The sequence below is a fragment of the Streptomyces sp. NPDC050856 genome (assembly GCF_040653855.1).
Taxonomy (GTDB): Bacteria; Actinomycetota; Actinomycetes; order Streptomycetales; family Streptomycetaceae; genus Streptomyces.
Map to the genome: position 1 here is coordinate 82,642 of NZ_JBFAGV010000004.1, position 24,952 is coordinate 107,593.

22 protein-coding genes are annotated in these 24,952 nt (G+C 74.4%); 12 read left to right on the forward strand and 10 right to left on the reverse strand.

Going from position 1 to position 24,952, the window contains the following annotated elements:
• Positions 1-19: 19 nt before the first annotated feature.
• The 4 genes from AB0H53_RS05185 to AB0H53_RS05200 form a co-directional block, all read right to left on the reverse strand.
• Complete coding sequence (locus AB0H53_RS05185; RefSeq protein WP_362107423.1) at positions 20-2,044, reverse strand: SpoIIE family protein phosphatase; 2,025 nt, start codon at positions 2,042-2,044, stop codon at positions 20-22.
• Positions 2,045-2,046: 2 nt separating this feature from the next.
• Complete coding sequence (locus AB0H53_RS05190; protein ID WP_362107426.1) at positions 2,047-3,207, reverse strand: acyl-CoA dehydrogenase family protein; 1,161 nt, start codon at positions 3,205-3,207, stop codon at positions 2,047-2,049.
• Positions 3,208-3,863: 656 nt separating this feature from the next.
• Entirely contained in the window at positions 3,864-4,598 is a 735-nt protein-coding gene (locus AB0H53_RS05195) for an ABC transporter ATP-binding protein (RefSeq protein WP_362107428.1), read from the reverse strand.
• A complete protein-coding gene (locus tag AB0H53_RS05200) occupies positions 4,595-5,683 on the reverse strand; it encodes an ABC transporter permease (protein WP_362107431.1) in 1,089 nt (362 codons plus the stop codon). The genes AB0H53_RS05195 and AB0H53_RS05200 overlap by 4 nt, the downstream gene beginning before the upstream one ends.
• A gap of 170 nt (positions 5,684-5,853) precedes the next feature.
• On the opposite strand from AB0H53_RS05200, the gene AB0H53_RS05205 reads away from it, so the two are divergent.
• Both AB0H53_RS05205 and AB0H53_RS05210 read left to right on the forward strand, forming a co-directional pair.
• Positions 5,854-7,074, forward strand: coding sequence for a sensor histidine kinase (locus tag AB0H53_RS05205; protein WP_362107434.1), 1,221 nt, complete (start codon positions 5,854-5,856; stop codon positions 7,072-7,074).
• The gene (locus AB0H53_RS05210) at positions 7,071-7,706 is read left to right on the forward strand and encodes a response regulator transcription factor (protein ID WP_362107437.1); all 636 of its coding nucleotides are present in this window, start codon (positions 7,071-7,073) and stop codon (positions 7,704-7,706) included. Before AB0H53_RS05205 ends, AB0H53_RS05210 begins: the two co-directional genes overlap by 4 nt.
• A gap of 106 nt (positions 7,707-7,812) precedes the next feature.
• Here the strand turns inward: AB0H53_RS05210 and AB0H53_RS05215 are convergent, their stop codons facing one another.
• Both AB0H53_RS05215 and AB0H53_RS05220 read right to left on the reverse strand, forming a co-directional pair.
• Complete coding sequence (locus tag AB0H53_RS05215) at positions 7,813-8,820, reverse strand: 2-hydroxyacid dehydrogenase (protein WP_362107440.1); 1,008 nt, start codon at positions 8,818-8,820, stop codon at positions 7,813-7,815.
• Positions 8,821-9,057: 237 nt separating this feature from the next.
• A complete protein-coding gene (locus tag AB0H53_RS05220; protein ID WP_362107443.1) occupies positions 9,058-9,810 on the reverse strand; it encodes an alpha/beta hydrolase in 753 nt (250 codons plus the stop codon).
• Positions 9,811-9,923: 113 nt separating this feature from the next.
• Here AB0H53_RS05220 and AB0H53_RS05225 point away from each other — a divergent pair, with 113 nt between their 5' ends.
• The 6 genes from AB0H53_RS05225 to AB0H53_RS05250 all read left to right on the forward strand — a co-directional run bounded on the left by AB0H53_RS05225 (position 9,924) and on the right by AB0H53_RS05250 (position 15,279).
• Positions 9,924-10,448: a hypothetical protein gene (locus tag AB0H53_RS05225; RefSeq protein WP_362107446.1), complete on the forward strand. Its 525-nt coding sequence runs from the start codon at positions 9,924-9,926 to the stop codon at positions 10,446-10,448.
• Between the two features lie 137 nt (positions 10,449-10,585).
• A complete protein-coding gene (locus AB0H53_RS05230) occupies positions 10,586-11,824 on the forward strand; it encodes a cytochrome P450 (RefSeq protein WP_362107449.1) in 1,239 nt (412 codons plus the stop codon).
• Positions 11,825-11,828: 4 nt separating this feature from the next.
• Complete coding sequence (locus AB0H53_RS05235) at positions 11,829-12,056, forward strand: ferredoxin (protein WP_362107451.1); 228 nt, start codon at positions 11,829-11,831, stop codon at positions 12,054-12,056.
• Positions 12,057-12,266: 210 nt separating this feature from the next.
• A complete protein-coding gene (locus AB0H53_RS05240) occupies positions 12,267-12,839 on the forward strand; it encodes a GNAT family N-acetyltransferase (protein ID WP_362107454.1) in 573 nt (190 codons plus the stop codon).
• Positions 12,840-13,183: 344 nt separating this feature from the next.
• Positions 13,184-13,618, forward strand: a complete 435-nt coding sequence (locus AB0H53_RS05245; RefSeq protein ID WP_362107457.1) for a VOC family protein — start codon at positions 13,184-13,186, stop codon at positions 13,616-13,618.
• 299 nt (positions 13,619-13,917) lie between these two features.
• Positions 13,918-15,279, forward strand: a complete 1,362-nt coding sequence (locus AB0H53_RS05250) for an MFS transporter (protein WP_362107971.1) — start codon at positions 13,918-13,920, stop codon at positions 15,277-15,279.
• A gap of 24 nt (positions 15,280-15,303) precedes the next feature.
• Here the strand turns inward: AB0H53_RS05250 and AB0H53_RS05255 are convergent, their stop codons facing one another.
• The 4 genes from AB0H53_RS05255 to AB0H53_RS05270 all read right to left on the reverse strand — a co-directional run bounded on the left by AB0H53_RS05255 (position 15,304) and on the right by AB0H53_RS05270 (position 20,929).
• Positions 15,304-17,205, reverse strand: coding sequence for a GAF domain-containing protein (locus AB0H53_RS05255; protein WP_362107460.1), 1,902 nt, complete (start codon positions 17,203-17,205; stop codon positions 15,304-15,306).
• Between the two features lie 74 nt (positions 17,206-17,279).
• A complete protein-coding gene (locus tag AB0H53_RS05260; protein WP_362107463.1) occupies positions 17,280-18,092 on the reverse strand; it encodes a 3-hydroxybutyrate dehydrogenase in 813 nt (270 codons plus the stop codon).
• Between the two features lie 89 nt (positions 18,093-18,181).
• Positions 18,182-19,786, reverse strand: coding sequence for an apolipoprotein N-acyltransferase (gene lnt, locus AB0H53_RS05265; protein ID WP_362107466.1), 1,605 nt, complete (start codon positions 19,784-19,786; stop codon positions 18,182-18,184).
• A gap of 345 nt (positions 19,787-20,131) precedes the next feature.
• Positions 20,132-20,929 carry an aspartate/glutamate racemase family protein gene (locus AB0H53_RS05270; RefSeq protein ID WP_362107469.1) on the reverse strand — a complete coding sequence of 266 codons (798 nt, stop codon included), beginning with the start codon at positions 20,927-20,929 and terminating at the stop codon, positions 20,132-20,134.
• Between the two features lie 58 nt (positions 20,930-20,987).
• On the opposite strand from AB0H53_RS05270, the gene AB0H53_RS05275 reads away from it, so the two are divergent.
• The 4 genes from AB0H53_RS05275 (at position 20,988) to AB0H53_RS05290 (ending at position 24,899) form a co-directional block, all read left to right on the forward strand.
• The gene (locus AB0H53_RS05275) at positions 20,988-22,286 is read left to right on the forward strand and encodes a glycosyltransferase (protein ID WP_362107472.1); all 1,299 of its coding nucleotides are present in this window, start codon (positions 20,988-20,990) and stop codon (positions 22,284-22,286) included.
• A gap of 487 nt (positions 22,287-22,773) precedes the next feature.
• Positions 22,774-23,268: a DUF6643 family protein gene (locus tag AB0H53_RS05280; RefSeq protein WP_362107475.1), complete on the forward strand. Its 495-nt coding sequence runs from the start codon at positions 22,774-22,776 to the stop codon at positions 23,266-23,268.
• Positions 23,269-23,338: 70 nt separating this feature from the next.
• Entirely contained in the window at positions 23,339-24,163 is an 825-nt protein-coding gene (locus AB0H53_RS05285; RefSeq protein ID WP_362107478.1) for an MOSC N-terminal beta barrel domain-containing protein, read from the forward strand.
• Positions 24,164-24,308: 145 nt separating this feature from the next.
• On the forward strand, positions 24,309-24,899 hold the full coding sequence (locus tag AB0H53_RS05290; protein ID WP_362107481.1) for a hypothetical protein: 591 nt from the start codon (positions 24,309-24,311) through the stop codon (positions 24,897-24,899).
• Positions 24,900-24,952 lie beyond the last annotated feature (53 nt).

The following is a 24,952-nucleotide window of genomic DNA, read 5'->3' on the forward strand; positions in this document are numbered from 1 at the left end:
CGCCGGTGGGCCCCGGTGGTCACCGGGCGGTGAGGGCCAGCACGGCCAGGTCGTCGCGCAGGCGCCGGCCCCACCAGGTGTGGGCCTCGGCCATGAGGGCGGCGACGATGTGATCGGCGTGGTCACCGGGGCCGGCGGGCAGCTCGTGCTTGGCGAGGAGGGCGGCCAGGTCCTCGGGCTCACGCTGGTTGTGGGGACCCGCTCCCTCGGTGAAGCCGTCGGTGTAGAGGACCAGGGTCTCCCCCGGACGCAGGTCGATCTCCGCCACCGGGTGATGGACGTTGCCGAACGCGCCCAGCAGCGGGCCGCGCACGTCCAGGAGCTCGGTGGTGCCGTCCGCGCGGCGCAGGAGCGGCGGCGGGTGGCCGGCGGAGACCAGGTGGAGGCGGGCGGGGGTGGGGACGGGGTCGAGCACGGCGTAGACCAAGGTGCAGAAAGGGGTGTTCTCCCGTCTGAGCGCGTGGTCGACGAGGGTGAGGACGTGGGCCGGGTCGGTGGTGTACTGGGCCGCGGTCCACAACGTGTGGCGTACCAGGCCGGTGATGGCGGCCGCCGCCGGACCCTTGCCGCAGACATCGCCCAGGACCACGACGTGCCGGCCGTCGGGCGCGGTGAAGACGTCGTAGAAGTCGCCGCCGATCTGCAGGCCGCTGCCGAAGGGGTGGTACCGGGCCGCGAGGCCGAAGCCGGGCAGCGCCGGCAGGTGGGGCGGCAGCAGCGGGCCGGCCAGGGCGCGGGCGGTGGATCGCAGGCGTTCGAGGAGCTGGTCCTGCTGGATGCCGACGGCGATCTGGTCGGCGATGTTCCCCACCGCGTCCGCCGTGGTGCCCGGTGCGTGCGGTGCGGTCCCCAGGGTGAGGACACCTATCAGTTCGCCGCCCGAGACCAGGGGGTGGCCGATGAACCCCGCCTCCCCGCCGGCCGCGGGGGTGACGGGAAGGGGACGGCGCGCCGCGGCGATGTCCCGGGCCAGCGACTGGGCGGCGGCCACGTGGTCCGGGGCGTCGGCCTCGTCGCTGCCCGCCGTGGCACACGCCGCGTGCTGGAGCCCGCCGTCGGGCGACCGCACGGTCCACACGCAGGCGGAGGTGGCGTGCAGCCGGTTCACGGCGGCCCGCACGCACCGGTGCAGGCGCTCGTCGAGCGGGCCGGGAGCGGTGATCGCGGCGGCGACCTCCGCGCTCAGCAGGGCCTGACTGGTGCGTTCGGCCAGCAGGCGCTCCGCGCGCAGCCGGGCGGTGACGTCCTCGACCAGGAGGAGGGTGCGCTGGTGGCCCTCGGTGTCCAGCACCTGCTGGGGAGCCAGCCTGAGGGCCTGGTCGCCGCCGTCCGGGCGGACGCGCTCGAAGACGGCGTCGGGGTCGGCCGCGCGCTCCTCCCCGGGAGCGGCGATGTGGTGCGCCAGCCGGGCCCGGGCGCTTGCAGGGAAGAAGGAGGCCAGCGGGCGGCTGAGCGAGGCGGGGTCGCTCAGCGAGAGGATTTCGGCGGCCTTGTGGTTCCAAGCGGCCAGAGCCCCCGAGTCGTCCAGCATCAGCGCGCCGACGGGGGCCTGGGTCAGGAACTCCCCGAACAGGTGGTCCCCCAGCTGCCGGCTGATCCCGGCGCCCGAGGTGAGCTGGCGCTGGGCCGCGGCCAGCCCCGCGCTGTAGGTGCGCCGGCGGGCCATCGACCGCAGCATCTCCGTGGCCAGCCGCGGCAGCCGGTCGATGTGGGTGTCCGGCAGCAGCCGGGCCCGGTCGGAGGAGAACAGCAGGGGCAGCGTGGCGAGTTTCGCGGCGGTGCCGGGGGTGGAGACCGCGATGACCGCGAGGTCCGCGGGGTGCGGGCGCACCGCGTGGACCAGGCCGACCTGTGCGGGCAGGCGCCGGCCCAGTACCACCAGGGTCGGGTGCCGCTCACCGGGCACGCCCTCCGTGTGGGCGACGACCTCCTCGGCCGCGATCTCGCGCAGGTCGGCCACCTGGCCGAGCTCGGACCGCAGAGCGGCCACGACCTCGGGGAACACCCCGGCCAGCAGGACCCGGGACCGCGTCGGCTGGGACACCGTCACTCCTCCAGCAGCGGCTGGTCCAGCAGGGCTCTGCCCGCCCAGATCCGCAGCAGGTCGGTGACGGGGGACATCACATGGGCGGCGCGGGCGTCGCGCAGCAGCCGGTGCAGGGGGGAGTCCTCGCCGTAGCCGACCCCTCCGACCAGGGTCAGCGCGTCGTTGACGACCGCCTCCGCCGCGTCGGCGACCTCCGCCTTGGCGGACGCCAGCCCCGCCAGCGCGTCGGGTCCCCCGGTCTCCGCTTCCATCGCGGCGTGGTAGATCAGCCGCCGGGTGCGCTCGACGCGCGCCCACATCGTTCCCAGCCGGTGCTGCACGACCGGCTGGGAGGTCAGGGCACGGCTGCTGTGCGTGTGGCGGCGCCGCAGCAGGTGCGCGCGGGCTTCCTCCAGCGCCGCGGCCGCCACCCCGAGGTAGGTGCCGGCCATGGCCATCAGGAAGTAGGGGGCGACGACGTTGAACACGTACCAGATCTCGTCCCCCTCCTCCCCCAGCAGGTGGGAGCGGGGGATCAGCACGTCCCGCAGGTCGAGGGAGCGCGAGGCGTTGCCGCGCATGCCGAAGCCCTGCCACGACGGGCCCCACTCCAGGTTCGGTGTGTCGGCGTCGACCACCGTGCACGAGAACTGGCCCGGCGGCGTACCGGGATCGGCCGCCACGGTCGAGATCACATAGGAGTCGGCGTGAGCGGCGTTGGTGACGAAGCTCTTGGTTCCGTTCAGTCGCAGCCCGTCGGGCCCGCTGCGCTCCATCCGGGTCTGCGGCAGCCAGAACTCCGCGCCCGTGGCCGGCTCCGACAGCGCCAGGGTCGTCAGGTGCTCCCCGGCCGCGATCGGCACCAGGTACCGCTCCCGCTGCTCCTCGCCCGCCTTCGCGGCGATCACCGCCGAGCCGACCAGGTGCATACCGAAGCAGATCGACGTCGACGCGCACGCCCGCCCGGTCGCCTCGCCCACCTGCGCCACCGCCAGCAGCCCGTGGCCCATGCCGCCGCAGTCCTCGGGCACCACCAGCCCGCCCAGCCGGGACTGCAGCGCCGACATTCCCTCCGCCGGCCACCGCCGCTCGGCGTCGACGGCCGCCGCTCGCGGGGCGAGGACGTCCTCGGCGACCTCCCGTGCCAGGGAGACCGCCTTGCCCAGTCCGATTCGCGCCACCGCTGTGCTCCACTTCTCGCTGTCCCCGGCCCTGCGGCCCCGTCGGGCCCCTTCGCTGCTCAACGCGGTTGACAGCCGTCCTAGCTTACGGCGGGCGGACCCGGCCGGAGCGCACACGGTGCGGAGCAGGTGACGCGCGCGTCCCGTCGCGGCGCCTCCGCACCGCCTCCACAAGGTTCCGACACCGCCTCCACCCGGTTACCCGCCGTGCGCGCGCCCAGTCTCCCTCGCCGATCAGCCCGCGGCCGGGGCGGCTGCGGTCCTCCGCCCGGCTCGGCCGGGTCGTCCGGGTGGGGGCGTCGGTGGCGGGCGGGACCGACGCGCCGCTCCAGGCGCCATGGCCGGACACGGCCGGTGTGACGACCTCCACCCGTGCGCCCCGTGGCGTGCGCGGCGGGCCCGGCGCCGAGGAGCTGTCCGGGTCCGCGACGCGAGCGTGTACGACGGGGACGCCGCCACCGCGGACGTACGCCGACACCTTGGCGTCCGGTCGGGGAGCACGGACGGGACGACCGGCTCGGGTTCCGCCGTGGGCCCCTCGGACCTCGGGTGGTCGGCGCTCAGGGAGGCGACGTCGTTCGACCGGCCGGGCGGAGCACCCGGCCCCCGGGGCGGCTGCGGCCCGCGCCGTCACTCGGTCACCGTCCTGCCCGGCCTCAGCGGGGCCCACCCCGCCGGGCGCCCCGCACCGCCTCCACGGCGGGAGCCCGCCGGGCTGTGGCGGGCGGACGCAGACGCCCGTCGTGGACCTCGGCGATCCGGTCGGCCGCGGTGAGGTGCGTGCGATCGTGGGTGACCAGGACGGTCGCGGTGGCCCGTTGGCGGGTGAGCCGGGTGATCAGGTCGATGACGGCGGCCCCGCGCTCGTGGTCGAGGGCGCTGGTGGGCTCGTCGACCAGGAGCACGGTGGGGTCGTTCATCAGGGCGCGGGCGATGTTGACGCGCTGGCGCTGGCCGCCGGAGAGCTGGTGGGGGTGGCGGCCGGCCTGGTCGGCGAGGCCGACGGCGTCGAGCAGCTCCATGGCCCGGCCACGGGCGTCGCGCGGTTTGCGGCCGTCGATCTGTGCCATGACCTGGAGCTGTTCGACGGCGGTGAGGGAGGGCAGCAGGTTGGGCTGCTGGAAGACGATGCCGATGCTCCGGCGGCGCAGCTCGGCGCGTTGGCCGCGGGTCATGCCGGTGGTGTCGGCACCGTCGATGGCGACGGTACCGGCGTCGGGCGTGATGAGGGTGGCGGCGACCGCGAGGAGGCTGGATTTGCCGGAGCCGGAGGGGCCGACGACGGCGGTCAGGCTGCCCCCGGGCACCTCGATGGTGACGTGGTCGAGGGCGGTCAGACGGGAGCCGCCGTCGGGGTAGGTGAGGGTGATGTCGGTCAGGCGCAGGCTCATCGGGCGCTCCCCAGGGCCGTCAGCGGGTCGACGGCGGTGATGTGGCGGACGGACAGGGCGGCCCCTAGTGCGCCGAGCGCGACCGTCACGGCGGCCGGCAGGAGGACGGTGGCGGGGGTGAGGAGGAACGGCACGGCCGTGCCGGAGATGACCGCCCCGAGTCCGGCGGCCACGCCGGTACCGATCAGGGTGCCGCCGGCCAGCAGGACGACGGCCTGGCCGAGCGCGTCCTTGAGCAGGTCGGCGGTGGAGGCGCCCAGCGCCTTGAGGACCGCGACGTCGCCGCCGCGCTGGATGGTCCACACGGTGAAGAAGGCGCCGATGACCAGGGCGGAGATCGCGAACAGGAAACCGCGCATCAGTTGCAGCGAGCCGTTCTCGGAGGTGTAGGAGCCGATCGCGGACAACGAGTCGTCCGTAGGGACGGTCCTGGTGCCCGCTGCCTCGTCGGTGGCCTTCACATCGGTGGCGGAGGAGGTGTTCAGGGCGATGACCGTGGCGGCCGGCCGGTCGCTCCCGCCGGCCGGGGATGCCGTCTTCCGCCAGGTGTCGAGGCTGGTCCAGACGACCGGGGTGTGGCTGAAGGAGGCGTCACCGCGCACGGCGGCCACGGCCACCTTCCGTCCGGCGAGGGTGAGGCCGTCGCCCGCCGCTACGCCGAGGCCGGCGGCGGCGCCGGTGGACAGCACCACCGAGTGGTCGTCGAGCTTGCCGCTGTGCGGGGCGAGCGCGGAGCCGGGCCGGACGCCGAAGGCGGACACGCCGATGCTCCTGTTCCCGGCGGTGGCCCTGGTCGTGGTGATGCCCAGCGGTTCGGCGCTGCTCACGCCGGGCGTCCCGGCCCAGCGCTGCCACTGGTCCTCGGTGACGGCCGAGTCCGCGTACGACAGGTCGCCGCCCTCCCCCGGCGCGCCGAAGGCGATCCGGTCCGCCGGCAGCGTGGTGATCGCCGAGGTGTTCTGCCGGCCCAGCCCGGCGGTCAGGCCGGACAGCAGCCCGACCAGCATGGTGATCAGCACGATGACGGTTCCCATCAGGGCGAAGCGCCCCTTGGCGAACTTGAGGCCTCTCCAGGCGACGAACACGGTGCGGCCTGCCTTCTCCCAGGGCGAAGTGGTACGTCCCCACCCTCGCCGCCGAGCCCCCGCACGGGCATCCGGCCCAAGGCGGCACTTGGCGCGTCGAAAGGCGGCGCGCCGGTTGCAACTTTCGATGGAGGCCTCGCCGGGGTGTTTCTCCTTACGCTGGGAGGACTGTGAACATCACCGCCCTCACCCTGACCCCCACCACCCGGGCCCTGGCGTGGTGCCTGCACCTGCTGGTGGCCGGCCTGCTCGCCCTGGCCGCCGGCCGGGCCGTGGCAGACGGCCGTCCGCACGCCGGATGGGTCGTCGCCGCGGCCGCGGTGTGCGGCCTGGTGTACGCGGCCGGCCCCGTGCTGCCCGGCGTGAGCCGGTCGCGGTGGGCCGCCGCGGTGTGGCTGGCCGCCGTGGGCGCCGGCTGGCTGGTGCTGCTGGCCCTGTCCCCCGACGGGGTGTGGGTGGCCTTCCCGCTGTACTTCCTCCAGCTCCACCTGCTGCCCCGCCGCGCCGGCGCGGCCGCGGTGCTGGGCACCGCGGTGGTGGCCGTCGCGGGCTTCGCCGCGCACCGGGGTTCCTTCCACGCGGCGATGGCGATCGGCCCCGCCCTCGGCGCCGCCGTGGCGGTGGCGGTGGTGTGGGGCTACCAGGCCCTGTACCGGGAGAGCGAACGACGCAGGAACCTGATCGAGGAGCTGACCGCCACCCGCGCCGACCTGGCCGAGGCGCAGCACACCGCCGGTGTGCTGGCCGAGCGGGAACGTCTGGCCCGGGAGATCCACGACACCCTCGCCCAGGGGCTCTCCAGCATCCAGCTGCTGTTGCGCGCCGCCGAACGGGCCCTGCCCGACGCGCCGGAGAAGGCCACCCGCCATGTCGACCAGGCCCGTCAGGCCGCCGTCGACAACCTCGCCGAGGCCCGCCGTTTCGTCGCCGCTCTCGCCCCGCCCGCGCTGGAGGGCACCACCCTGGCCGGCGCCCTGGAACGACTGTGCGCCACCACCGGCGCACGCCACCCGCTCACCGCCCGCTTCCACCTCACCGGCGACCCCGTCCCGCTGCCGACCGCCCAGGAGGTCGCGCTGCTGCGGGTCGCCCAGTCAGCCCTCGCGAACACCGTCCGCCACGCCGGGGCCGCGAGCGCCGAGGTCACCCTCGGCTACCTCGGCGAACAGGTCGCCGTGCGCGTCGTCGACGACGGGCGGGGCTTCGACCCCGGCCGCCTGCCCGCCCCCGACCCACGGACCGGCGGGTTCGGGCTGGCGGCCATGCGCGCCCGCGTCCATGCCCTCGGGGGCACCCTCGGCGTCGAGTCCACCCCCGGCCACGGCACCGCCGTGGCCGCCCGACTGCCCCTCGGCCAGTCCGCCGACCCCGTACCGGAGGCCCGCCCGTGACCGACACCCCCGTCCGCCTGCTCCTGGCGGACGACCACCCCGTCGTACGGGCGGGGCTCCGCGCCGTACTGGAGACCGAGGACGGCGTCGAAGTGGTGGCCGAGGCCGCCACCGCCGAACAGGCCGTCGTCCGCGCCGCCCGGGGCGACATCGACGTCGTCCTGATGGACCTCCGGTTCGGCGGGGGAATGAACGGCGCCGAGGCCACCGCCGCCATCACCGCCCGCCCCGGCGCCCCCCGCGTGCTGATCGTCACCACCTACGACACGGACGCCGACACCCTCCCGGCCATCGAGGCCGGCGCCACCGGCTACCTCCTCAAGGACGCCCCGCCCGAGGACCTGGCCGCCGCCGTACGCACCGCCGCGACGGGCCGCACCACCCTGGCGCCCACCGTCGCCAACCGGCTGATGAACCGGCTGCGTACGCCTGGCACCGCCCTGACCCGGCGCGAGACCGAAGTGCTCGCGCTGGTCGCCGAGGGCCTGTCCAACCAGGCCATCGGCGGCCGGCTCCACCTCACCGAGGCAACCGTCAAGTCCCACCTGGCGCGCGCCTACGCCAAACTCGGCGTCGACTCGCGCACCGCCGCGGTCGCCACCGCCGGCGCACTCGGCCTCATCCGGCGGTAACTACCCTCCCGCGGCGCCACCGGCGTGATCGTCCGACGCGGCCGAGTCCCCTGTACGGGCCCGGGGTCCGCGCTCCGGGAAGGCCTCCGCCGGGCCCGCGAGGAGCTCATGGCCGGGCGGCGGGTGGCACGAGGGTGCTGTCGCCGGTGCGTCCCGCGAGGAAGTCCTCGATGTTGCGCACGGTGGCGTCGGTGATCTGCCCGACGGCGTCCTGCGTGAAGTACGCCTGGTGGGAGGTGATCAGCACGTTGCGAAAGGTCATCAGGCGGGCGAGGGTGTCGTCGGTCATCACTTCCAGCGACTTGTCGAGGAAGAAGACTCCGGCCTCCTCCTCGTACACGTCCAGTCCGACACCGTCGAGGCGGCCGTCACGCAGGGTCTCGACCAGGGCAGGGGCGTCGATGAGGCCGCCCCGGCCGGTATTGATCAGGATCGCGTCGCGTTTCATGAGCCCCAGGGCGGCGGCGTCCACCAGGTGATGGGTCTCCGGCACCAGCGGCACGTGCAGGCTGATCAGGTCGGCCTCCGCGAACAGCCGGTCCCGGTCGACGTACGCCATGCCCAGGTTCCGGCACTCGGGGTTCTCGGTGACGTCCCAGCCGAGCAGGCGCATGCCGAAACCGTGGGCGATCCGGGCGAAAGCGGTGCCGATCTTGCCCGTGCCCAGGACCCCGGCGGTACGGCCGTGCAGGTCACGTCCCATCAGGCCGGTGAGGCGAAAGTCGAACTCGCGGGTCCGGCCGGTCGCCCGGACCAGACGGCGGTTCACCGCGAGAGTCAGTGCCCAGGCGAACTCGGCCACGGCGTACGGGGAGTAGTACGACACCCGGGCCACGCCGATGCCGAGCCTGCGGGCCTCTTCCACGTCGATGTTGTTGTAGCCGGTGGAGCGCTGCGCGATCATCCGTGTGCCGCCCCGGCCGAGGACGCCCGGCACGGCCGCGTCCAGGGCGTCGTTCACACTGCTGCTGACGATCTCGTACCCGGCAGCCGTCGCAGCGGTGTCCTCGTTGAGCAGGAGTTCGAGGCAGCGCACCCGGTGCCGTCCCTCCAGCGCCTTCTCCAGCAGCGGACGCTCGTCGGGGAGCACTCCGTACGCGACGATCCCGGCCATGGCCCCGCTCCTCTCCCACGGCCGCCGCACCGGAGACCCAGCGCCCCGGCCGGTCGGACGGCACGATCAGCGCGCACCCCGACGATCAGCGGTGCACGGCCGGCCGGGCTCACCAGCATGCCGTGGGAACCCTCGATTCCCCGGCAGCCACTCACCCGGCGCCGTGGGTGTACGGCCCTGACGGCCCAACGCCGGGAAGGGCGCGCTCGGACCGTGCTCGGGCACCCCCGCGGCCCTTCATCGGCCTCCTCGGGGCACGTCCCGCAGCAGCGCGCTCCCTTCGACCACCGCACCGCGGGCCTGGGCCGCGGTCAGGCCGGGCGGCAGCGCCCTCTCGCCGAGGACGCCCGCCGCGAGGAAGGCGGTGAGCCGGTGCCAGTCACCGGCGTCCCGCAGCATGGCGTGTCCGCCGCGGGGCATGGAGACGCCGCACGACCGCGCACCCGCGCGGTGGGCCCTGCGTACGAAGTCCCAGGCACCGCGGGCGCTGGTCACCCGGTCGCGCTCGTCGTGGAGCACGATCACGTGTGTGTCCCTGAGGTGCGCCACCGGTTCTCCGGGCGGACACCAGGGGGCGAGGGCCACCACCCCGCTCACCCGGGGATGTGCCGCCACCCGCAGTGCCGCGCGGGCACCCATGGAGTGCCCCACCAGGACCACCGGCCCGAGCGGGGCGAGGGACGTCAGCTCGTCCAGTGCCTCGTTGGCGTCATGGACCGGGTCGGTGCGGGACCCGTTCCAGCCGCGGTAGCGGTAGCGGACCGTCGCGAGGAGTACGCGCTCCTTCCCCACGGACCGCAGGATCGCGCTGCCGAACGGCCGCATACGGGCCGACGGCAGGTTCAGCGGGGGCGGTGGCGTCAGGGCGTCAGGGCGTCCTCCGTGCAGCAGCAGCACCGCCCCCCGGGGCGCGGGCGGCACGAGGCGCGGGCGCAGGGACCGGTGTTCGCCGTCGTCCCGGTCGGCGGGCTCCGCTCCGCTGCCGCTCACCGGGCACCCCGCGGTGCGTGGGGCCGGCGGGAGCGGGAGCCACGTGTGCGCGCGAGGTACTGGGCACAGCGCCGGGCGCAGCCGTGGCGCCATAGTGATGCCATTATGGCGCTATGGAACTCGCGGTGTACATCGACGACCTCCGCCGCCAGCTCGCCGTCGCCGCGAACGCCGGTGGCGACGAAGCCCGCGCACTGGCCGACCGGCTCACCGGCCCCTTGGAGTCGGCGGCCAGGCTGACCATCCTGAACGCGCTGGCCGCGGCATCGGAGGAGATCACACGCGCGCTGGCGCCCGGCTCGGTGGACGTACGGCTGCGCGGCCTCGACCCCGAGTTCACGGTGAGGCGACCGCCGGTTCCCGCAACCCTCACGGGCGGGGCCACCACGAATGGCGCCACTATGGCTCCGGTGACACCACCCGCCATCGAGGCCGATGAGGGCACCACCGCCCGGATAAGTTTCCGGCTTCCCGTCCACCTCAAGACGCGCGTCGAGGACGCGGCCAGCCAGGAGGCCCTGTCCGTCAACGCGTGGCTGTTGCGGGCCGTGGCCACGGCCCTGGAGCCGGGCGCTCCCGCCGGCTCCCCTCCTCCCGGCCCCCGACACGGCCGGAGCCACCCGGGCGGCATGCGCTAGCCGTCGCCCCCGGCGTCACACCGCGCGCCACCCTTCGCCCGCCCACCGGGAAGACAACCGCACGCCCCTCTCCGCCACTCGGCACCTCTCGACGCTTTCCAGGCACTCCAGGCTCCCTACGTCTCACGGAGGACACCATGCGGTACCGACCGTCGACCAACTCCCCGCACAGCGGCATGGCACCGGAGCCGGTCACCCTGCCCACCGAACGCGCCCCCGGCTGTCCCTTCGACCCGGCCGCCGGACTGGCCGAGCTCCGCGAGGAGCGGCCGCTCACCAGGATGCGTTACCCCGACGGGCACCTGGGCTGGCTGGCCACCGGCCACTCCACCGTCCGGGCGATACTGGCCGACCCCCGCTTCAGCTCGCGGTACGAGCTCCTGCACTACCCCGTTCCCGGCGGCCCCGGGGGCGAGCTGCCCCCGGCTCCGGTCGGCGACATGACCGGGATGGACGCCCCCGAGCACACCCGCTACCGGCGGCTGCTCATGGGCAAGTTCACCGTACGGCGGATGCGGCTGCTCACCGAACGCGTCGAGGAGATCACCGCCGAGCACCTCGACGCCATGGAGCGCCAGGGGCCGGGCGTGGACCTGGTGCGGGCGTTCGCCCGGCCCGTCCCCGCACTGATGATCTGCGAGCTCCTGGGCGTGCCCTATACCGACCGTGAGGACTTCCACCATCACGCCACAACGCTGATGACCAGGGACGCCACGCCCGAGGAGCGGTACGCGGCCATGAACAAGCTGGAGGGGTACATGCGGGGGTTGATCGAGGCCAAGCGCGCCACCCCCACCGACGACCTGCTGGGCGACCTGGCCCGGGACGCCGACCTCACCGACGAGGAACTGGCCGGCCTCGGCGGCTTCCTGCTCGCCGCGGGGCTCGACACCACCGCCAGCATGCTCGCCCACGGCACTTTCGCGCTGCTGAGCCATCCCGCACAGGCCGCCGCCCTGCGCGCGGAACCGAAGCTGGCGGGCCAGGCCGTGGAAGAGCTCATGCGCTATCTGACCATCGCCCACACCAGTGTGAGATCCGCGCTGGAGGACGTGGAGCTGGAGGGCCGGCTGATCAGGGCCGGCGAGTCGGTGACCCTGTCGCTCGACGCCGCCAACCGCGACCCGGAGAGGTATCCCGACCCCGACACCCTCGATCTGCGCCGTGGTGCGTCCGGGCATCTGGGCTTCGGGCACGGCGTCCACCAGTGCCTGGGCCAGCAACTGGCCCGCGTCGAGATGACGGTGGCGTTCCCGGCACTACTGACCAGGTTCCCCACGCTCCGGCTGGCCGTGGCACCGGAACAGGTCCCCCTGCGCACCGACATGAACATCTACGGCGTGCACCGGCTCCCGGTCACCTGGGACGAGGCGTAGTCCCGTGGAACTCACCGTCATACGCGAGCGGTGCGTCGGCGCCGGGATGTGCGCCTTGACCGCTCCCGGCCTCTTCGACCAGGACGAGGACGAGGGCCTGGTCGTCCTGCTCGACGCCCGGCCGCCACGGGAGCACCACACGTCCGCCCGCGTCGCCGCGGGGGCGTGCCCCGCCGGCGTCATCTCCGTCATCGAGCATGCCTCCGTGAGCGGATCGCCCGATCCGCACTGATGTCGCCGCGGAGGGGTCGGTATGCCGGTGCGTCGACGGCTGCTCCCCGGACTGCCGCGCCGGGGCACGAAGCCAGGCCGCACGGCACCCGGGCACCGTGGTCGGCCCACGGGCACTCCGAGACCCCGGCGGCGGGGCGGGGCCGCCCGGGGGTCCGGCGGGCGGATGAGACCGTGTGCCGTCTGCCCGCCTTCGTGAGATCGTGGCGCCATGACCATCGAGGTCCGCCCGGCTTCGGTCTTCGAGGACGTCCGTACCGTACTCGGCCCGAAGACATCGGGAGCAAACGTCTGCTGGTGCCTGAGTTACCGAATCCCGTCGAAGCTGAACAGTGAGCTCCGCGGTCCGGCCCGCGGTGCGTACGTCGCCGAGCTGTGCCGTGCCGATCCCCCTCCCGGGGTGCTCGCCTACGACGGCGACGAGCCGGTCGGCTGGGCGGCCGTGGCACCACGCGCGGACACCTCTTTCGCGCGCAACCGCAAGATCCCGCACATCGACGACCTGCCGGTCTGGTCGCTGTGGTGCGTCCGCGTACGCCCCGGTCACCGCAAGAAGGGAATCTCGCACGCCCTCATCGCCGGCGCGGTCGAGTTCGCCCGCGCCCACGGCGCACCGGCGATCGAGGCGTACCCCCTCGACAACGGTGATGCCAAGGTCGACCTGACGATGGCGTACGCCGGAGTCCGGAAGAGCTTCGAACGCGCCGGGTTCGTGCACGCCGCCGACACCACCTCGGTGCTGGCCGGCCATCCACGGGTACTGATGCGGCTCGACCTGCGCTGACGTATCAGGGCTGACGTCACACCGAGCGGCTCAAGGTCCAGGCGGCCGGGTTCTGGCGGGGTCGCGGGCGGGCACGGCTCGGGGCGGACGGGGTTCCGGCCCACACTCGCGAGGAGTCTTCTCCCCGGGTGCGGCCCCGGGCCGGCGGGCTGCCCTCGGGAAGCGCGGCGAGGGCCGTGGCCGACGACCTGGCCCGGAATGACGGGCGACTCCTCGGCTGCGTCGACATGGGGTCGGCCCCTGCGATCACATCGCGCAGCGGCGGCACGTCAGGGACCGTCCGCCCGTCAACGGGACCACTCCGGCGGGGAGATGGGCGAAAGAGCCCCTGCTATCGTGCGCCTGTGTCATCGATCAAGCAGTTCCAAGTCACCTTCGACTGCGCGGAGCCCGAGCGCGTCGCGCGCTTCTGGTGCGAGGTGTTGGGGTACGTCGTACCGCCGCCACCGGAGGGGTTCGCCACGTGGGACGACTTCGATCGCTCGCTGCCGCCCGAGAGGCAGGGTTCCGCGTTCGCCTGCAGTGATCCCTCAGGTGTGGGCCCGCGACTGTTCTTCCAGCGCGTTCCCGAAGGCAAGGTCGTCAAGAATCGGCTGCATCTCGACGTGCGGGTCGGCGCTGGGCTCGTGGGTGAAGAGCGCCTCGCCACGCTCGAAGCCGAGTGCGCACGACTGGTCGCGCTCGGCGCGGTACGCGTGCGGCTGCTGCCTGCCGATGACGACAACGAGTCGTGCATCGTGATGCAGGACGTCGAGGGCAACGAGTTCTGTCTCGACTGAGCATCCTCCGAGCCGGCGAGGTGGGGGCCGTCCTGTCTTGGGCCTCTCTCGAAGGGGGACCCGTACGGGGCGGAAGGTGCGCAAGTCAATGACGCCGACGACGGGCGGACGCCGCGTGCGTCCGCCCGCAGTTGCTTCGGCCGCAGCGCTCCAGCCGTCGCCCCGCAGGTAGCCCCATGGTGTGCGCGCGCACGTCCACGCCCAGAACTATGGTGTCCCACCACATACGCCGCTGACCTGGGGGTTCCTACCGTGTGGCGACACGCGCAGTCCCCGTCGAACGCCAGGAAGTGGTGCCGATGTCCTCCCCCGCGACCGCTCCACCAGCCCCGTCCAGTCTCAAGCGCATCGTCGCCGCGAGTCTCATCGGCACCACCATCGAGTGGTACGACTTCTTCCTGTACGGGTCGGCTGCCGCGCTCGTCTTCAACCAGTTGTTCTTTCCCGGTTCGGACCCGCTCGTGGGGACCCTGCTGTCCTTCCTCACCTATGCCGTGGGGTTCGCCGCGCGGCCGCTCGGGGCGCTGGTCTTCGGGCACTACGGGGACCGGCTGGGCCGCAAGAAGTTGCTGGTGGTCAGTCTGCTGCTGATGGGCGGCGCCACGTTCGCCATCGGGCTGCTGCCCACCCACGCGACCATCGGGACCGCCGCGCCGGTGCTGCTGACCGTGCTGCGGCTGGTGCAGGGGTTCGCGCTGGGCGGCGAGTGGGGCGGCGCGGTGCTGCTGGTATCCGAGCACGGCGACGCGCGGCGGCGGGGTTTCTGGGCCTCGTGGCCGCAGACCGGGGCGCCGGCCGGGCAACTGCTGGCCACGGGAGTGCTGGCCGCGCTCACCGCGTTGCTGCCGGAGCCCGCCTTCGTCGCCTGGGGTTGGCGCGTACCGTTCCTGCTCTCCGGTGTGCTGGTCGTGGTCGGCCTGTGGATCCGGATGTCCGTGGACGAGTCCCCCGTCTTCAAGGCGGCGCTGGCGCGGGCCGAGGCGCGCCGGCTGGACGGCGGACAGGTGGAGAGGATGCCGCTGGTCGCCGTGATGCGGCACCACTGGCGCGATGTGCTGGTGGCGATGGGAGCCAGGATGGCGGAGAACATCAGCTACTACGTGATCACCGCGTTCATCCTGGTCTATGCCACGACGACGGCCGGGCTGAGCAGGCAGACCGCCCTCAACGCGGTACTCGTCGCCTCCGCCGTGCACTTCGCCGTGATCCCCGCCTGGGGCGCCCTGTCGGACCGGCTGGGCCGCCGGCCCGTCTATCTGATCGGTGCGGTCGGGGTCGGCGTCTGGATGTTCCCGTTCTTCGCGCTCATCGACGGCGGGAGCTTCGGCGGTCTGCTGCTCGCCGTCACCGTCGGGCTGGTCCTGCACGGCGCCATGTACGCACCGCAGGCGGCGTTCTTCTCCGAGATGTTCGCGACCCGGATGCGGTACTCGGGCGCCTCGATCGGCGCGCAGTTCTCCTCGGTGGCGGCGGGTGCGCCCGCCCCGCTCGTCGCGACCGCGCTGCTCGCCGAGCACGGCACTTCGACGCCGATCGCCCTGTACGTCATCGCCGCCGCCCTGCTCACCGTCGTCGCGATCCTGTGCGCGCGGGAGACCCGCAGCCGGGACCTGGCCGACACGGCCGATGACGAACCGGCCGCCGCGGCTCGGCTGGGCTGACGCGCGTGGCACGGCCGCCCCGGCTCAAGGGGCGGCCCGAGCCGCCGACATGGCGTGCAGCCGCAGCGCCAGCTGAACCTCCAGGGCGCGTGCCGGGGCCTGCCAGCCGGGACCCAGCAGGCGGCCGATCCGTTCCAGCCGCTGCGCCACGGTGTTGACGTGGACGTGCAGCGCGTCCTTGGTGCGGGCCGGGCTCATCCCGGACGCGAAGTACTCCTCCAGCGTGCGCACCAGGTCGCTGCCGCGTCGCCGGTCGTACGCGATGACCTGGCCGATCGTACGAGTGACGAACCCGGCGATGTCGCGGCTGTCGGCCAGCAACAGGCCCAGGAACCCGAGGTCCTCGGCCGCCGCGCCCTCGCCGCGGCGGCCGAGTACGGTCATCGCGTCGAGGCAGCGGCGGGCTTCGGCGTACGCCGGGGCCATCGCCTCCGGCCGGGTGGCCGGTGCGTCGACCGGTGCCGAAGCGCCGACGGCCACCGGGTCGCGCAGGGCGGCGCCGAGCTGTCCGGCGGCCAGCCGGGCGAGCCCGGCGGCGGTGTCACCGGGGCCCAGCGGGAGCAGCAGGACGGTGCCGCCGTCCCGTGCGGAGGCGAGACCCTGCCGGGTGGCCGCCAGGTGCGAGGAGGCGGACCACAGGCGCTGCCGGTCGGCGCCCTCCCGGTCGGCGGTGCCCGGGACGGGCCGATCGGCGGTGTTCCGGAGGGGCCGGTCGGTCCGGGCGGCCAGCACCACGTGGGGGGCGTCGAGGTCGGCACCGAGCCGGACTGCGCGTTCCCTCAGCAGCCGCCGGTCCCGGCCGGGCGCGTCGAGCAGGTCGTCCAGCAGCTCGCCCCGCACCCGCTGTTCGGCCTCACCGGCCGAGCGGTGTGCGAGCAGCAGCAGGGAGGTGACCATGGCGGCCCGCTCCAGGGTCCGCCGGTCGACCGGGTCGAGGTCCGGCTGCCCGCGCAGGACGAGCGCACCGAACAGCTCCCCGCCCGCCGAGACCGCCGCCACCCAGTCGTCGCCGTGCCGTACCGCGTGGCCGTCGGCCCGGGTGACCGGCCGGGGCCGGTCGGTGAACTCCACGGTCCCGTCGAGCACTTCGGACAGTGCCGCCACCACGTCATGGACACCACCCCCGCGCAGCACCAGCTCGGTGAGCCGGTCGTGGACCTCGGAGGCCCGTTCGATGACGCCGCTGTGGGCGCGGATGATGTCGTTGGCCCGTTCCAGTTCGGCCAGGGCCGACCTGGTCTCGGCCAGCAGGTTGGCGGTGTCGATGGCGACGGCGGCGTGCGCGGCCAGCGAGCCGAGCAGCGCGGTCTGCTCGCGTTCGAAGACCCTGGCCCGGCGGTCGGCGGCGAACAGGACGCCGATCACCTGGCTGCCGAGCGTCAGCGGTACGCCCAGGATCGCCACCAGCCCCTCGTCCCGCACCCCGGCGTCGATCGTCCGGGTGTGCCGGAACCGTTCGTCGTCGAAATAGCTCTCCGTCACATACGGGCGGGCCGTCTGCGCCACGAGACCGCCGAGCCCCTCCCCCATGCCGAGCCGCAGCTGCTGGAAGCGGGCGGACACCGACCCTTCGGTGACGCGCATGTAGGTGTCGCCGGCGGCGGGGTCGTTGAGGCTCAGATAGGCGACCTCGGTACCCAGCAGCGAACGGGCCCGCTGCACGATCGCCCGCAGGACGGCGTCGAGGTCGCGCAGTCCGGCGAGATCGTGCGCCGTCTCGAAGAGCGCGGACAGCTCCGTCTCGCGGCGCCGCCGCCCCTCCAGCTCGGCGCGGACCCGCAGGGCGAGCCGCTTGGCCCGCTCCAGGGCGGCCAGCTCCTCGGGACCCGCGCCGCTCGCGCGGGCGAGCAGCACCGGCCGGTCGTACGCCTCGCCGGGCGCGCCGCGGGCGAGCAACTCCAGGTGGGAAAGCTGTGCTTGGGACATGGTCACAGGGATACCTGCCGTCCGGGTACTCGCACCAGCCCTGTGGAAAACCCGTGCCGGGGACCGCACGCGGGTCAGTGCGCGGTCCAGCCGCCGTCGAGCACGAGGGAGGTGCCGGTGATGAACGAGGCGTGCGGTGTGCAGAGGTAGGCGACGGCCTCGGCGACCTCGGCCGGTTCGACGAGTCGCTTCAGCGCCGAGTCCTTCAGCAGGACGTCGGCCAGTACCCGCTCGGGTGGGATCCCGTGCGCCGCCGCCTGGTCCGCGATCTGCGCTTCGACCAGTGGTGTGCGCACATAGCCGGGACAGACGCAGGTGGAGGTCACCCCATGTGGCGCGCCTTCGAGAGCGGCCGTCTTGGAGAGTCCTTCCAGGCCGTGTTTGGCCGCCACATAGGCGGACTTGTACGGGGAGGCGCGCAGCCCGTGTACGGAGGAGATGTTGACGATCCGGCCCCAGCCCTCCCCGTACATGTGCGGGAGTGCGCCCCTGATCAGGCGGAACGGCGCCTCCAGCATCACGGTGAGCATGGTGTGGAAGACGTCCGGCGGGAACTGCTCGATGGGGCGGACACTCTGCAACCCGGCGTTGTTGACCAGGATGTCGGCGCCGGCCGCCGCTTCCTCGGCCGCGTCGAGGTCGGTGAGGTCCAGCGGGTACGGCTCGATGGCGCCCGCCGGCCCCGGGGCCCGGTCTTCCGGGGCGGCCAGCGCCGCCAGGCCCGCGGCGTCCCGGTCGACGGCTCTCACCCTGGCTCCGGCGGCGGCGAGCCGCAGGGCGCAGGCCCGCCCGATGCCACTGGCGGCGCCGGTGACGAGGGCGGTGCGGCCGCTGAGGTCGACCGTGACGGCACGATGTGCGGGCTGTTGGGGCGTGGCGGGGATCATATGCCGCACCCTAGGGAGCGCCGGACCGCCCCTTGATATGGCCCGAACCCATACTTTCCTCACCCGGGGTGTGGTGAGGCCCTATGGGGTCATCGGCTGGCGCGCCTGCTCCGTACGGCGGCGACGGCGGTCCAGCCGAGCCCCGCGGCGGCCAGCGCCAGCAGCGCCGCCTCGGGCAGCGTGCCCAGCCGGGTCGCCGGGGTCAGCGACGAGCGCAGCGGCACCTCGGCGACCAGCGCGTCCGGCGTGAACAGCGCGGACCGGTCCACGATCGTCCCGTCCGGCCGGATGATCGCGCTGACTCCGCTGGTGACGGGCACCACCACCGACCGGCTGTGTTCGACGGCCCGCACCCGCGACATCGCCAGCTGCTGGTAGGTCATCTCGCTGCGCCCGAACGTGGCGTTGTTGCTGGGTACGGAGATCAGCCGGGCGCCGTGTGTGACGGTGTCCCGTACCGCCCAGTCGAAGGCCGCCTCGTAGCAGGTGGCGAGCCCGACTCGGGTGCCCGCGAGGTCGAAGACACCCACCTCGTCGCCGGGGCCGAAGTCCCGGCTGACCCGGTCGACGTCCTTGTTGAAGATCCGTACGAAGGACCGCATCGGAATGTACTCGCCGAACGGCTGCACGTGCCGCTTGTCGTAGGTGGCGACCGGTCCCCGCGCGGGGTCCCACTGGATCAGGGTGTTGCGCAGGGGGCCGGTCTCCGGGGTGAGAACCGCGCCGACCACCGTGGGCGCGCCGATGGCCCTGACCGCCTCGTCGATGACGCGCCGGGCGTCGTCGTTGCGGTACGGGTCGAGGTCGGAGGAGTTCTCCGGCCACAGGACGAAGTCCGGCCTCGCCGCCTTGCCGGCCCGGACGTCGGCGGCGAGCTGCGCGGTGCGGCGGGCGTGGTTGTCGAGCACGGCCCGGCGCTGGGCGTTGAAGTCCAGACCGAGGCGGGGCACGTTGCCCTGGATGGCGGCGACGGTCGCGGTGCCGTCCTGCGCGGTGTCCGAGACGAGCGGCAGTGCCGCGAGGGCGGCGGTGACGGGGACGGAGACGGACAGCGCGGCCGCGGCGATGGGGCCGCGCGGCAGCGCGCCGGTGGCCCGGCGGGCGGCGGCCACCCGCGCGGCCTCGTACAGGCCGAAGCCGCACAGAGCCACGGCGAAGCCGAGGACGGGCGTACCGCCCACCGCCGCGAGCGGCAGGAACACGCCGTCGGCCTGGCCGAAGGCGATCTTCCCCCAGGGAAAGCCGCCGAACGGGACACGGGCGCGGACCGCCTCACCGAGGATCCACACCGCGGCGGCGAACACCGGCCAGGCCGGCAGCCGGGAGACGGCGGCGACCCCCAGGCAGGTGGCCGCCACGAAGAGGCCTTCGGCGGCGACCAGCGCCAGCCACGGCACCGGGCCGACCTCCGCGCCGGTCCACACCAGCAGCGGCATCAGGAAACCGAGCCCGGCCAGGTAGCCGAGGCCGAAGCCCGCCCTGGGGCGCCGTCCGCGCAGGGTCCAGCCGAGCAGGGCGAACCCGGGCAGCGCGAGCCACCACAGGGGACGCGGCGGAAAGCTCAGGAACAGCAGGACGCCCGACAGCGCCGCCGCCCCGGGCCGGGCCAACCGCCGCAGCCACCTGCCGCGTCCCCGGCCGGGCGCGGTGGCCGGAGCGGTGGGTGCGTCGGCGGGTGTCATGGTGGCGCTCACGTGCCGGAGTCTACGGCGCACGGCCGTACGGGCGGCAGCCGGCCGGTTCCCCGGGCCCGAGACCGGACCGCTTTCGCGCAGGGCCGCCACGGCCGGCTCCGGTACGGATTCCGGTACAGGTTCGGCCGGCGGGCTGGCGCCGCACGCGGGTCCCGGCCGGCCAGGGACCGGCCATCGCGGATCCGGTCCGCATTCCGGTACCGGGCGGCCGTGCGGTCGCCCGCACTCGCGTCCGGCCGTACGACGGTGCCGGCCTCGGGGTCGCCGCACGCGGGTCCGGCCGTACGACGGTGCCGGCCTCGGGGTCGCCGCACGCGGGTCCGGCCGTACGACGGTGCCGTCCGTTCAGCGCAGGGGGGCGGCCGGGCTGGCCGTGGGGCTCAGGAGCCGCCCTTCGGCGTAGGCCAGCGCCGCGTCCGGGAGCTGGGCCGAGCGTCCGCTGAGCAGGACCGTGAGTGCCGTGCTCGGTGTCGCCGAGGGCGCCGGAGCGGCCCCGGCGCGGCGCAGTGCCTGGGCCGCGACCGCGCCCGCCGAGCCGTACAGCGCGACCGGCGGCAGTCCGGCGGGCTGTACGGCCGCGCGGATGCGTTCGGCGACCAGTTCGTAGTGGGTGCAGCCCAGGACGACGGCCCTGATGTCCGGCGGGGTGAGCGCGGCGGCCGCGGCGACGGCCCGGTCGATGCCCTCCTCGTCGGCGTACTGGACCGCGTCGGCCAGTCCCGGGCACGGCACCTCGGTGACCGGGACGCCGGCGGCGAAGTCCCGGATGAGCCCGCGCTGGTAGGGGCTGCCGGTGGTGGCGGGGGTGGCCCAGATGGCGACGGGCCCGCCGCCGGCCGCCGCCGGTTTGATCGCCGGGACGGTGCCGATCACCGGGATGCCCGGTTCCAGCTCGGCCCGGAGAGCGGGCAGGGCGTGGACGGAGGCGGTGTTGCAGGCCACGATGAGCGCGTCCGGCCGGTGGGCGGCCGCGGCCCGCGCCACACCGAGGGCGTGGGAGGTGACGTAGTCCGGTGTGCGGGGACCCCAGGGCATGCCGTCGGGGTCGGACGAGAGCACCAGATCGGCGTCCGGCCGCAGCCGGCGCACCACGGCGGCCGCCGCGAGCAGGCCGATTCCGGAGTCCATGAGCGCGATCTTCACCCGGTCACCCTAGCCGACGGCCCTTGCGCTCCCGTCGTTGTGGGGCAGACTGCGACGAATGAGCGCCATTGCGTGGATCGCCCTGGGGTCGCTGGCCGCCTGGGGGTGGCTGCTGCTCGGACAGGGCCTGTTCTGGCGTACGGATCAGCGGCTGCCACCGCGGACCGACCCGCTCCGCTGGCCGTCCGTGGCCATCGTGGTGCCGGCCCGGGACGAGGCGGGGGTACTGCCGGTGAGCCTGCCGTCGCTGCTGGTGCAGGACTACCCGGGCGACGCGGAGATCTTCCTGGTGGACGACTGCAGCAAGGACGGCACGGGCGATCTGGCCCGGGCGCTGTCCGTGCGGTACGCGGGGCTGCCGCTGACCGTGGTGTCCCCGGGGGTCCCCGAACCGGGCTGGACCGGCAAGCTGTGGGCGCTGCGGCACGGGATCGAGCTGGCACGCGCGCGTGGCGGTGGCGGGGGCGCCGGTGGTGGTGCGGGTGGCGGCGGGGTTCCGCCACGGGGGTCGGTGGCCGGGCCCGCGCCGGGCCACGCGTGCCCCGCCCCGGGCGCGGACCCCTGGGAGTACCGGGCCGCTCCCGAGTACTTGCTGCTGACGGACGCGGACATCGCCCATGAGCCCGACAGCCTGCGCGAGCTGGTCGCCGCGGCCACCAGCAACGGCCTCGACCTGGTCTCGCAGATGGCGCGGCTGCGAGTGGCCACCGCGTGGGAGCGGCTGGTGGTGCCCGCCTTCGTGTACTTCTTCGCCCAGCTCTATCCGTTCCGCCGGGTCAACAAGGAGGGGGCGCGGACGGCCGCCGCGGCGGGCGGCTGTCTGCTGCTGCGCACCTCGATGGCCGACCGGGCCCGCATCCCCGACGCGATCCGGCGGGCGGTGATCGACGACGTGTCACTGGCGCGCGCGGTACGAGGGGCCGGCGGGCGGATCTGGCTGGGCCTGGCGGAGCGGGTGGACAGCGTCCGCCCGTATCCGCGGCCGGCCGATCTGTGGGCGATGGTGTCGCGCAGCGCCTACGCCCAGTTGCGGCACAGCCCGCTGCTGCTGGTGGGCACGGTCGCGGGGCTGGCGGTGGTGTACCTGGCGCCGCCCGTCGCGCTGGCCGCGGGGCTCCGGTGGGGTGACGCGCCGGCCGGCTGGGCGGGCGGCGCGGCCTGGGCGGTGATGACGGGCACGTACGTCCCCATGCTGCGCTACTACCGGCAGTCGCTGTGGCTCGCGCCGCTGCTGCCGCTGACGGCCCTGCTCTACCTGCTCATGACGGTCGATTCGGCGGTACGGCACCACCGGGGTCGGGGCGCGGCGTGGAAGGGCCGTACCTATCCGCGTCCGGCGGCCACTCCGGACCGCTGACCGCGAGGCGGCGGACGGGCGGGCGCCCGCCACGCCCGGCACGGCCGCCGCAGTCAGTCTGCACGGCCGCCGCGGCAGGCCCAGACGCCGCACCCGTCACATTCGACGCCCCGTCGTGTCGCGTGCGACTCCGGCCCGGGGTCCGGGAGTCGCGCGCCGCCGAATTCCCACGCGCGGGCAGACGTTCGCCGGCGCCGGGCCATTCGCCCGCTGATTAAGCATGAACATGCTCACATCGCCACGCCCGCACCACACGTTGATTTCCGTACCGGCCAACTCCACCGGAGGTGCCGGGTGAACCGGCGCGGCGACCGACGGACCCGCCGGTAACCCCTTCCCAGCTCGGCCTTTACAAGATCCAAGCAACGTTTGGCGACCGATTTTCCCATGTTCGCTCGCATTGGCGATCCGCAGTCGCGCACAACCCGTGAAACAACCCGCTTATCGGGCTCCCCATCCAGCACATCGTGGGCTTAACTTAGGTGGCATGACCTCCCCTCGCGCCTCCTACGGCGGCGCATACTTCAACACGCCGTCGTTCCAGGACACCCCGATCTACGACTCCCTCGTCGCTGAGCGGGGCACGCCTCAGATCGCCCCGATCCGAGTGCCTTCCGCGTACGACACCGGCAACACGCACCTGCCGGCGCTCCCCGCGGCACTTCCCGCCCTCCCGGCGGCCCCTTCCCAGCCCTCGCCCGCGTACGGAGGTTCCTACGGCGGCTCGTACGGCGGCGGCTCCTACGGCTATCCGCAGCAGGCGCAGCAGCCCGCTCCGCTGCACCAGGCGCCCACCTCGTACATCCCGCAGCAGGCCACGGCACCGCGCGGGTACCCGGGCCCGCAGGCCCCGCAGCAGCCGCGGCCGGCCGCCACCGGCTACGAGGCCATGCGCCCGGCGGCACCGCGCCCCGTACCGGCACCCGCCCCCTCGCCGTACGACGATCCGTACAACCGCCCCTACCAGGGCGGCGGGTACTGAGCGGGCAACTCCCGTACGGTGCCCCACCGGTGCCGTGCCGGCGCCGTGGGGCGCCTGGCAGGATGGGACCATGCCGAGTCCTGTACTGCGCTCCCTGCACATCCATCCGGTGAAGTCCCTCGCCGGTCTCGCCCCCGCCGAGGCGGCCGTGGAGCCCTGGGGGCTCGCCGGGGACCGCCGCTGGATGCTCGTCGACGCCGGTGCCAAGGCGGTCACCCAACGCCAGTACGCCGCCCTCGCCCTGGCCGGGGCCGAGCCGCTGCCGGACGGCGGGGTCCGGGTCTCCGCGCCGGGGCGGGCAGCGCTGACGGTTCCCGTGCCGGAGCCGGTCGCGACGCTCACCGTGGAGCTCTTCGGCACCAAGCTGGAGGCGGTGCCCGCCGGTCACGCCGCGGACGACTGGTTCAGCCGGTACCTCGGGGGCGAGGTGCGGCTGGTGCACCTGGACGACCCGGCCCGGCGCCGCCCCATCGACCCCGACCACGCGCTGCCCGGCGAGACGGTCAACTTCGCCGACGGCTACCCGCTGCTGGTCACCACCGTCGCCTCGCTGGACGCCCTGAACTCCCTGATAGCCCAGGGCGACCACCCGGACGAGGGCCCGCTGCCCATGGAGCGCTTCCGGCCCACCGTGGTCGTGGCGGGCACCGCTCCGTGGGCCGAGGACGCCTGGCGCCGGGTCGCCATCGGTGAGGTCACCTTCCGGGTCGCCAAGCCGTGCGCCCGCTGCGTCGTGACCACCACCGACCAGCGGACCGCGCGGCGGGGCAAGGAACCACTGCTCACCCTCACCCGGCACCGCCGCTTCGGCAAGAAGCTGCTCTTCGGCCAGAACCTGGTGCCCGAGCGCACCGGGACCCTGCGGGTCGGCGACCCGGTCCGGATCCTCGATTAGCCCGCGCCTCGCAGGGAACCCGGGGTCCGGCAGGCGCGTTGGGCGTGGACGCGTGGGCTCCCCCCTTCGTCGTGACCCCGGGCGCGTGCCGTGCCGGACTGGACCATGACGGACCCGGAAGGGGGTGCGGCCGGTGCACGCGGTCATGGGACTGCGGCGTTGGCGGCACAATCCGCTGTGCCGCCCCACCGATCTCGCCGAGGCGTGGGTGGCACTCGTCGCGCTGCTGCTGATCTGCTTCGCCGCACCGGCCACCGGCTGGGTGTGCGGGGCGCTGACCGACGCCTCCCTCCAGCGGACGGCGCGGCTCCAGCAGGCCGAGCGCCACGCGGCGACGGCCACGGTCCTCGGGACCGCTCCGGGGCGACCGGCCGGCGACGCCGAGCCCGCCACCCGTCACCGGATGCGCGAACCCGTCCTGGCGCGGTGGGCCGCGCCGGACGGCACGCCGCGCACCGGGACGCTCACCCCGGTGCGGAACACCACCGGGCCCGGCGCATCCTTCCGGGTCTGGACCGACGACCGCGGCCGGCCCGTCAATCCTCCGATGACCGCCGACTCCGCGCGGGAGCACGCCGTGCTCGCCGGCATCGGCGCGGCCGTCGGCGCGGCCGGAGTCGCCGAGGGCGCCCGGCGGCTGGTGGTGCGGCAGTTGGTACGGCGCCGGTACGCGCGTCTGGACCGGGCGTGGGCGCAGGCGGGCCCTGACTGGGGCAGGACGGGCGCGGACAGCTGACCGGCCGCCGGCCCGGGGGGCCCGGCCGGTCAACTCCCCCTCCCCGCGCGCGC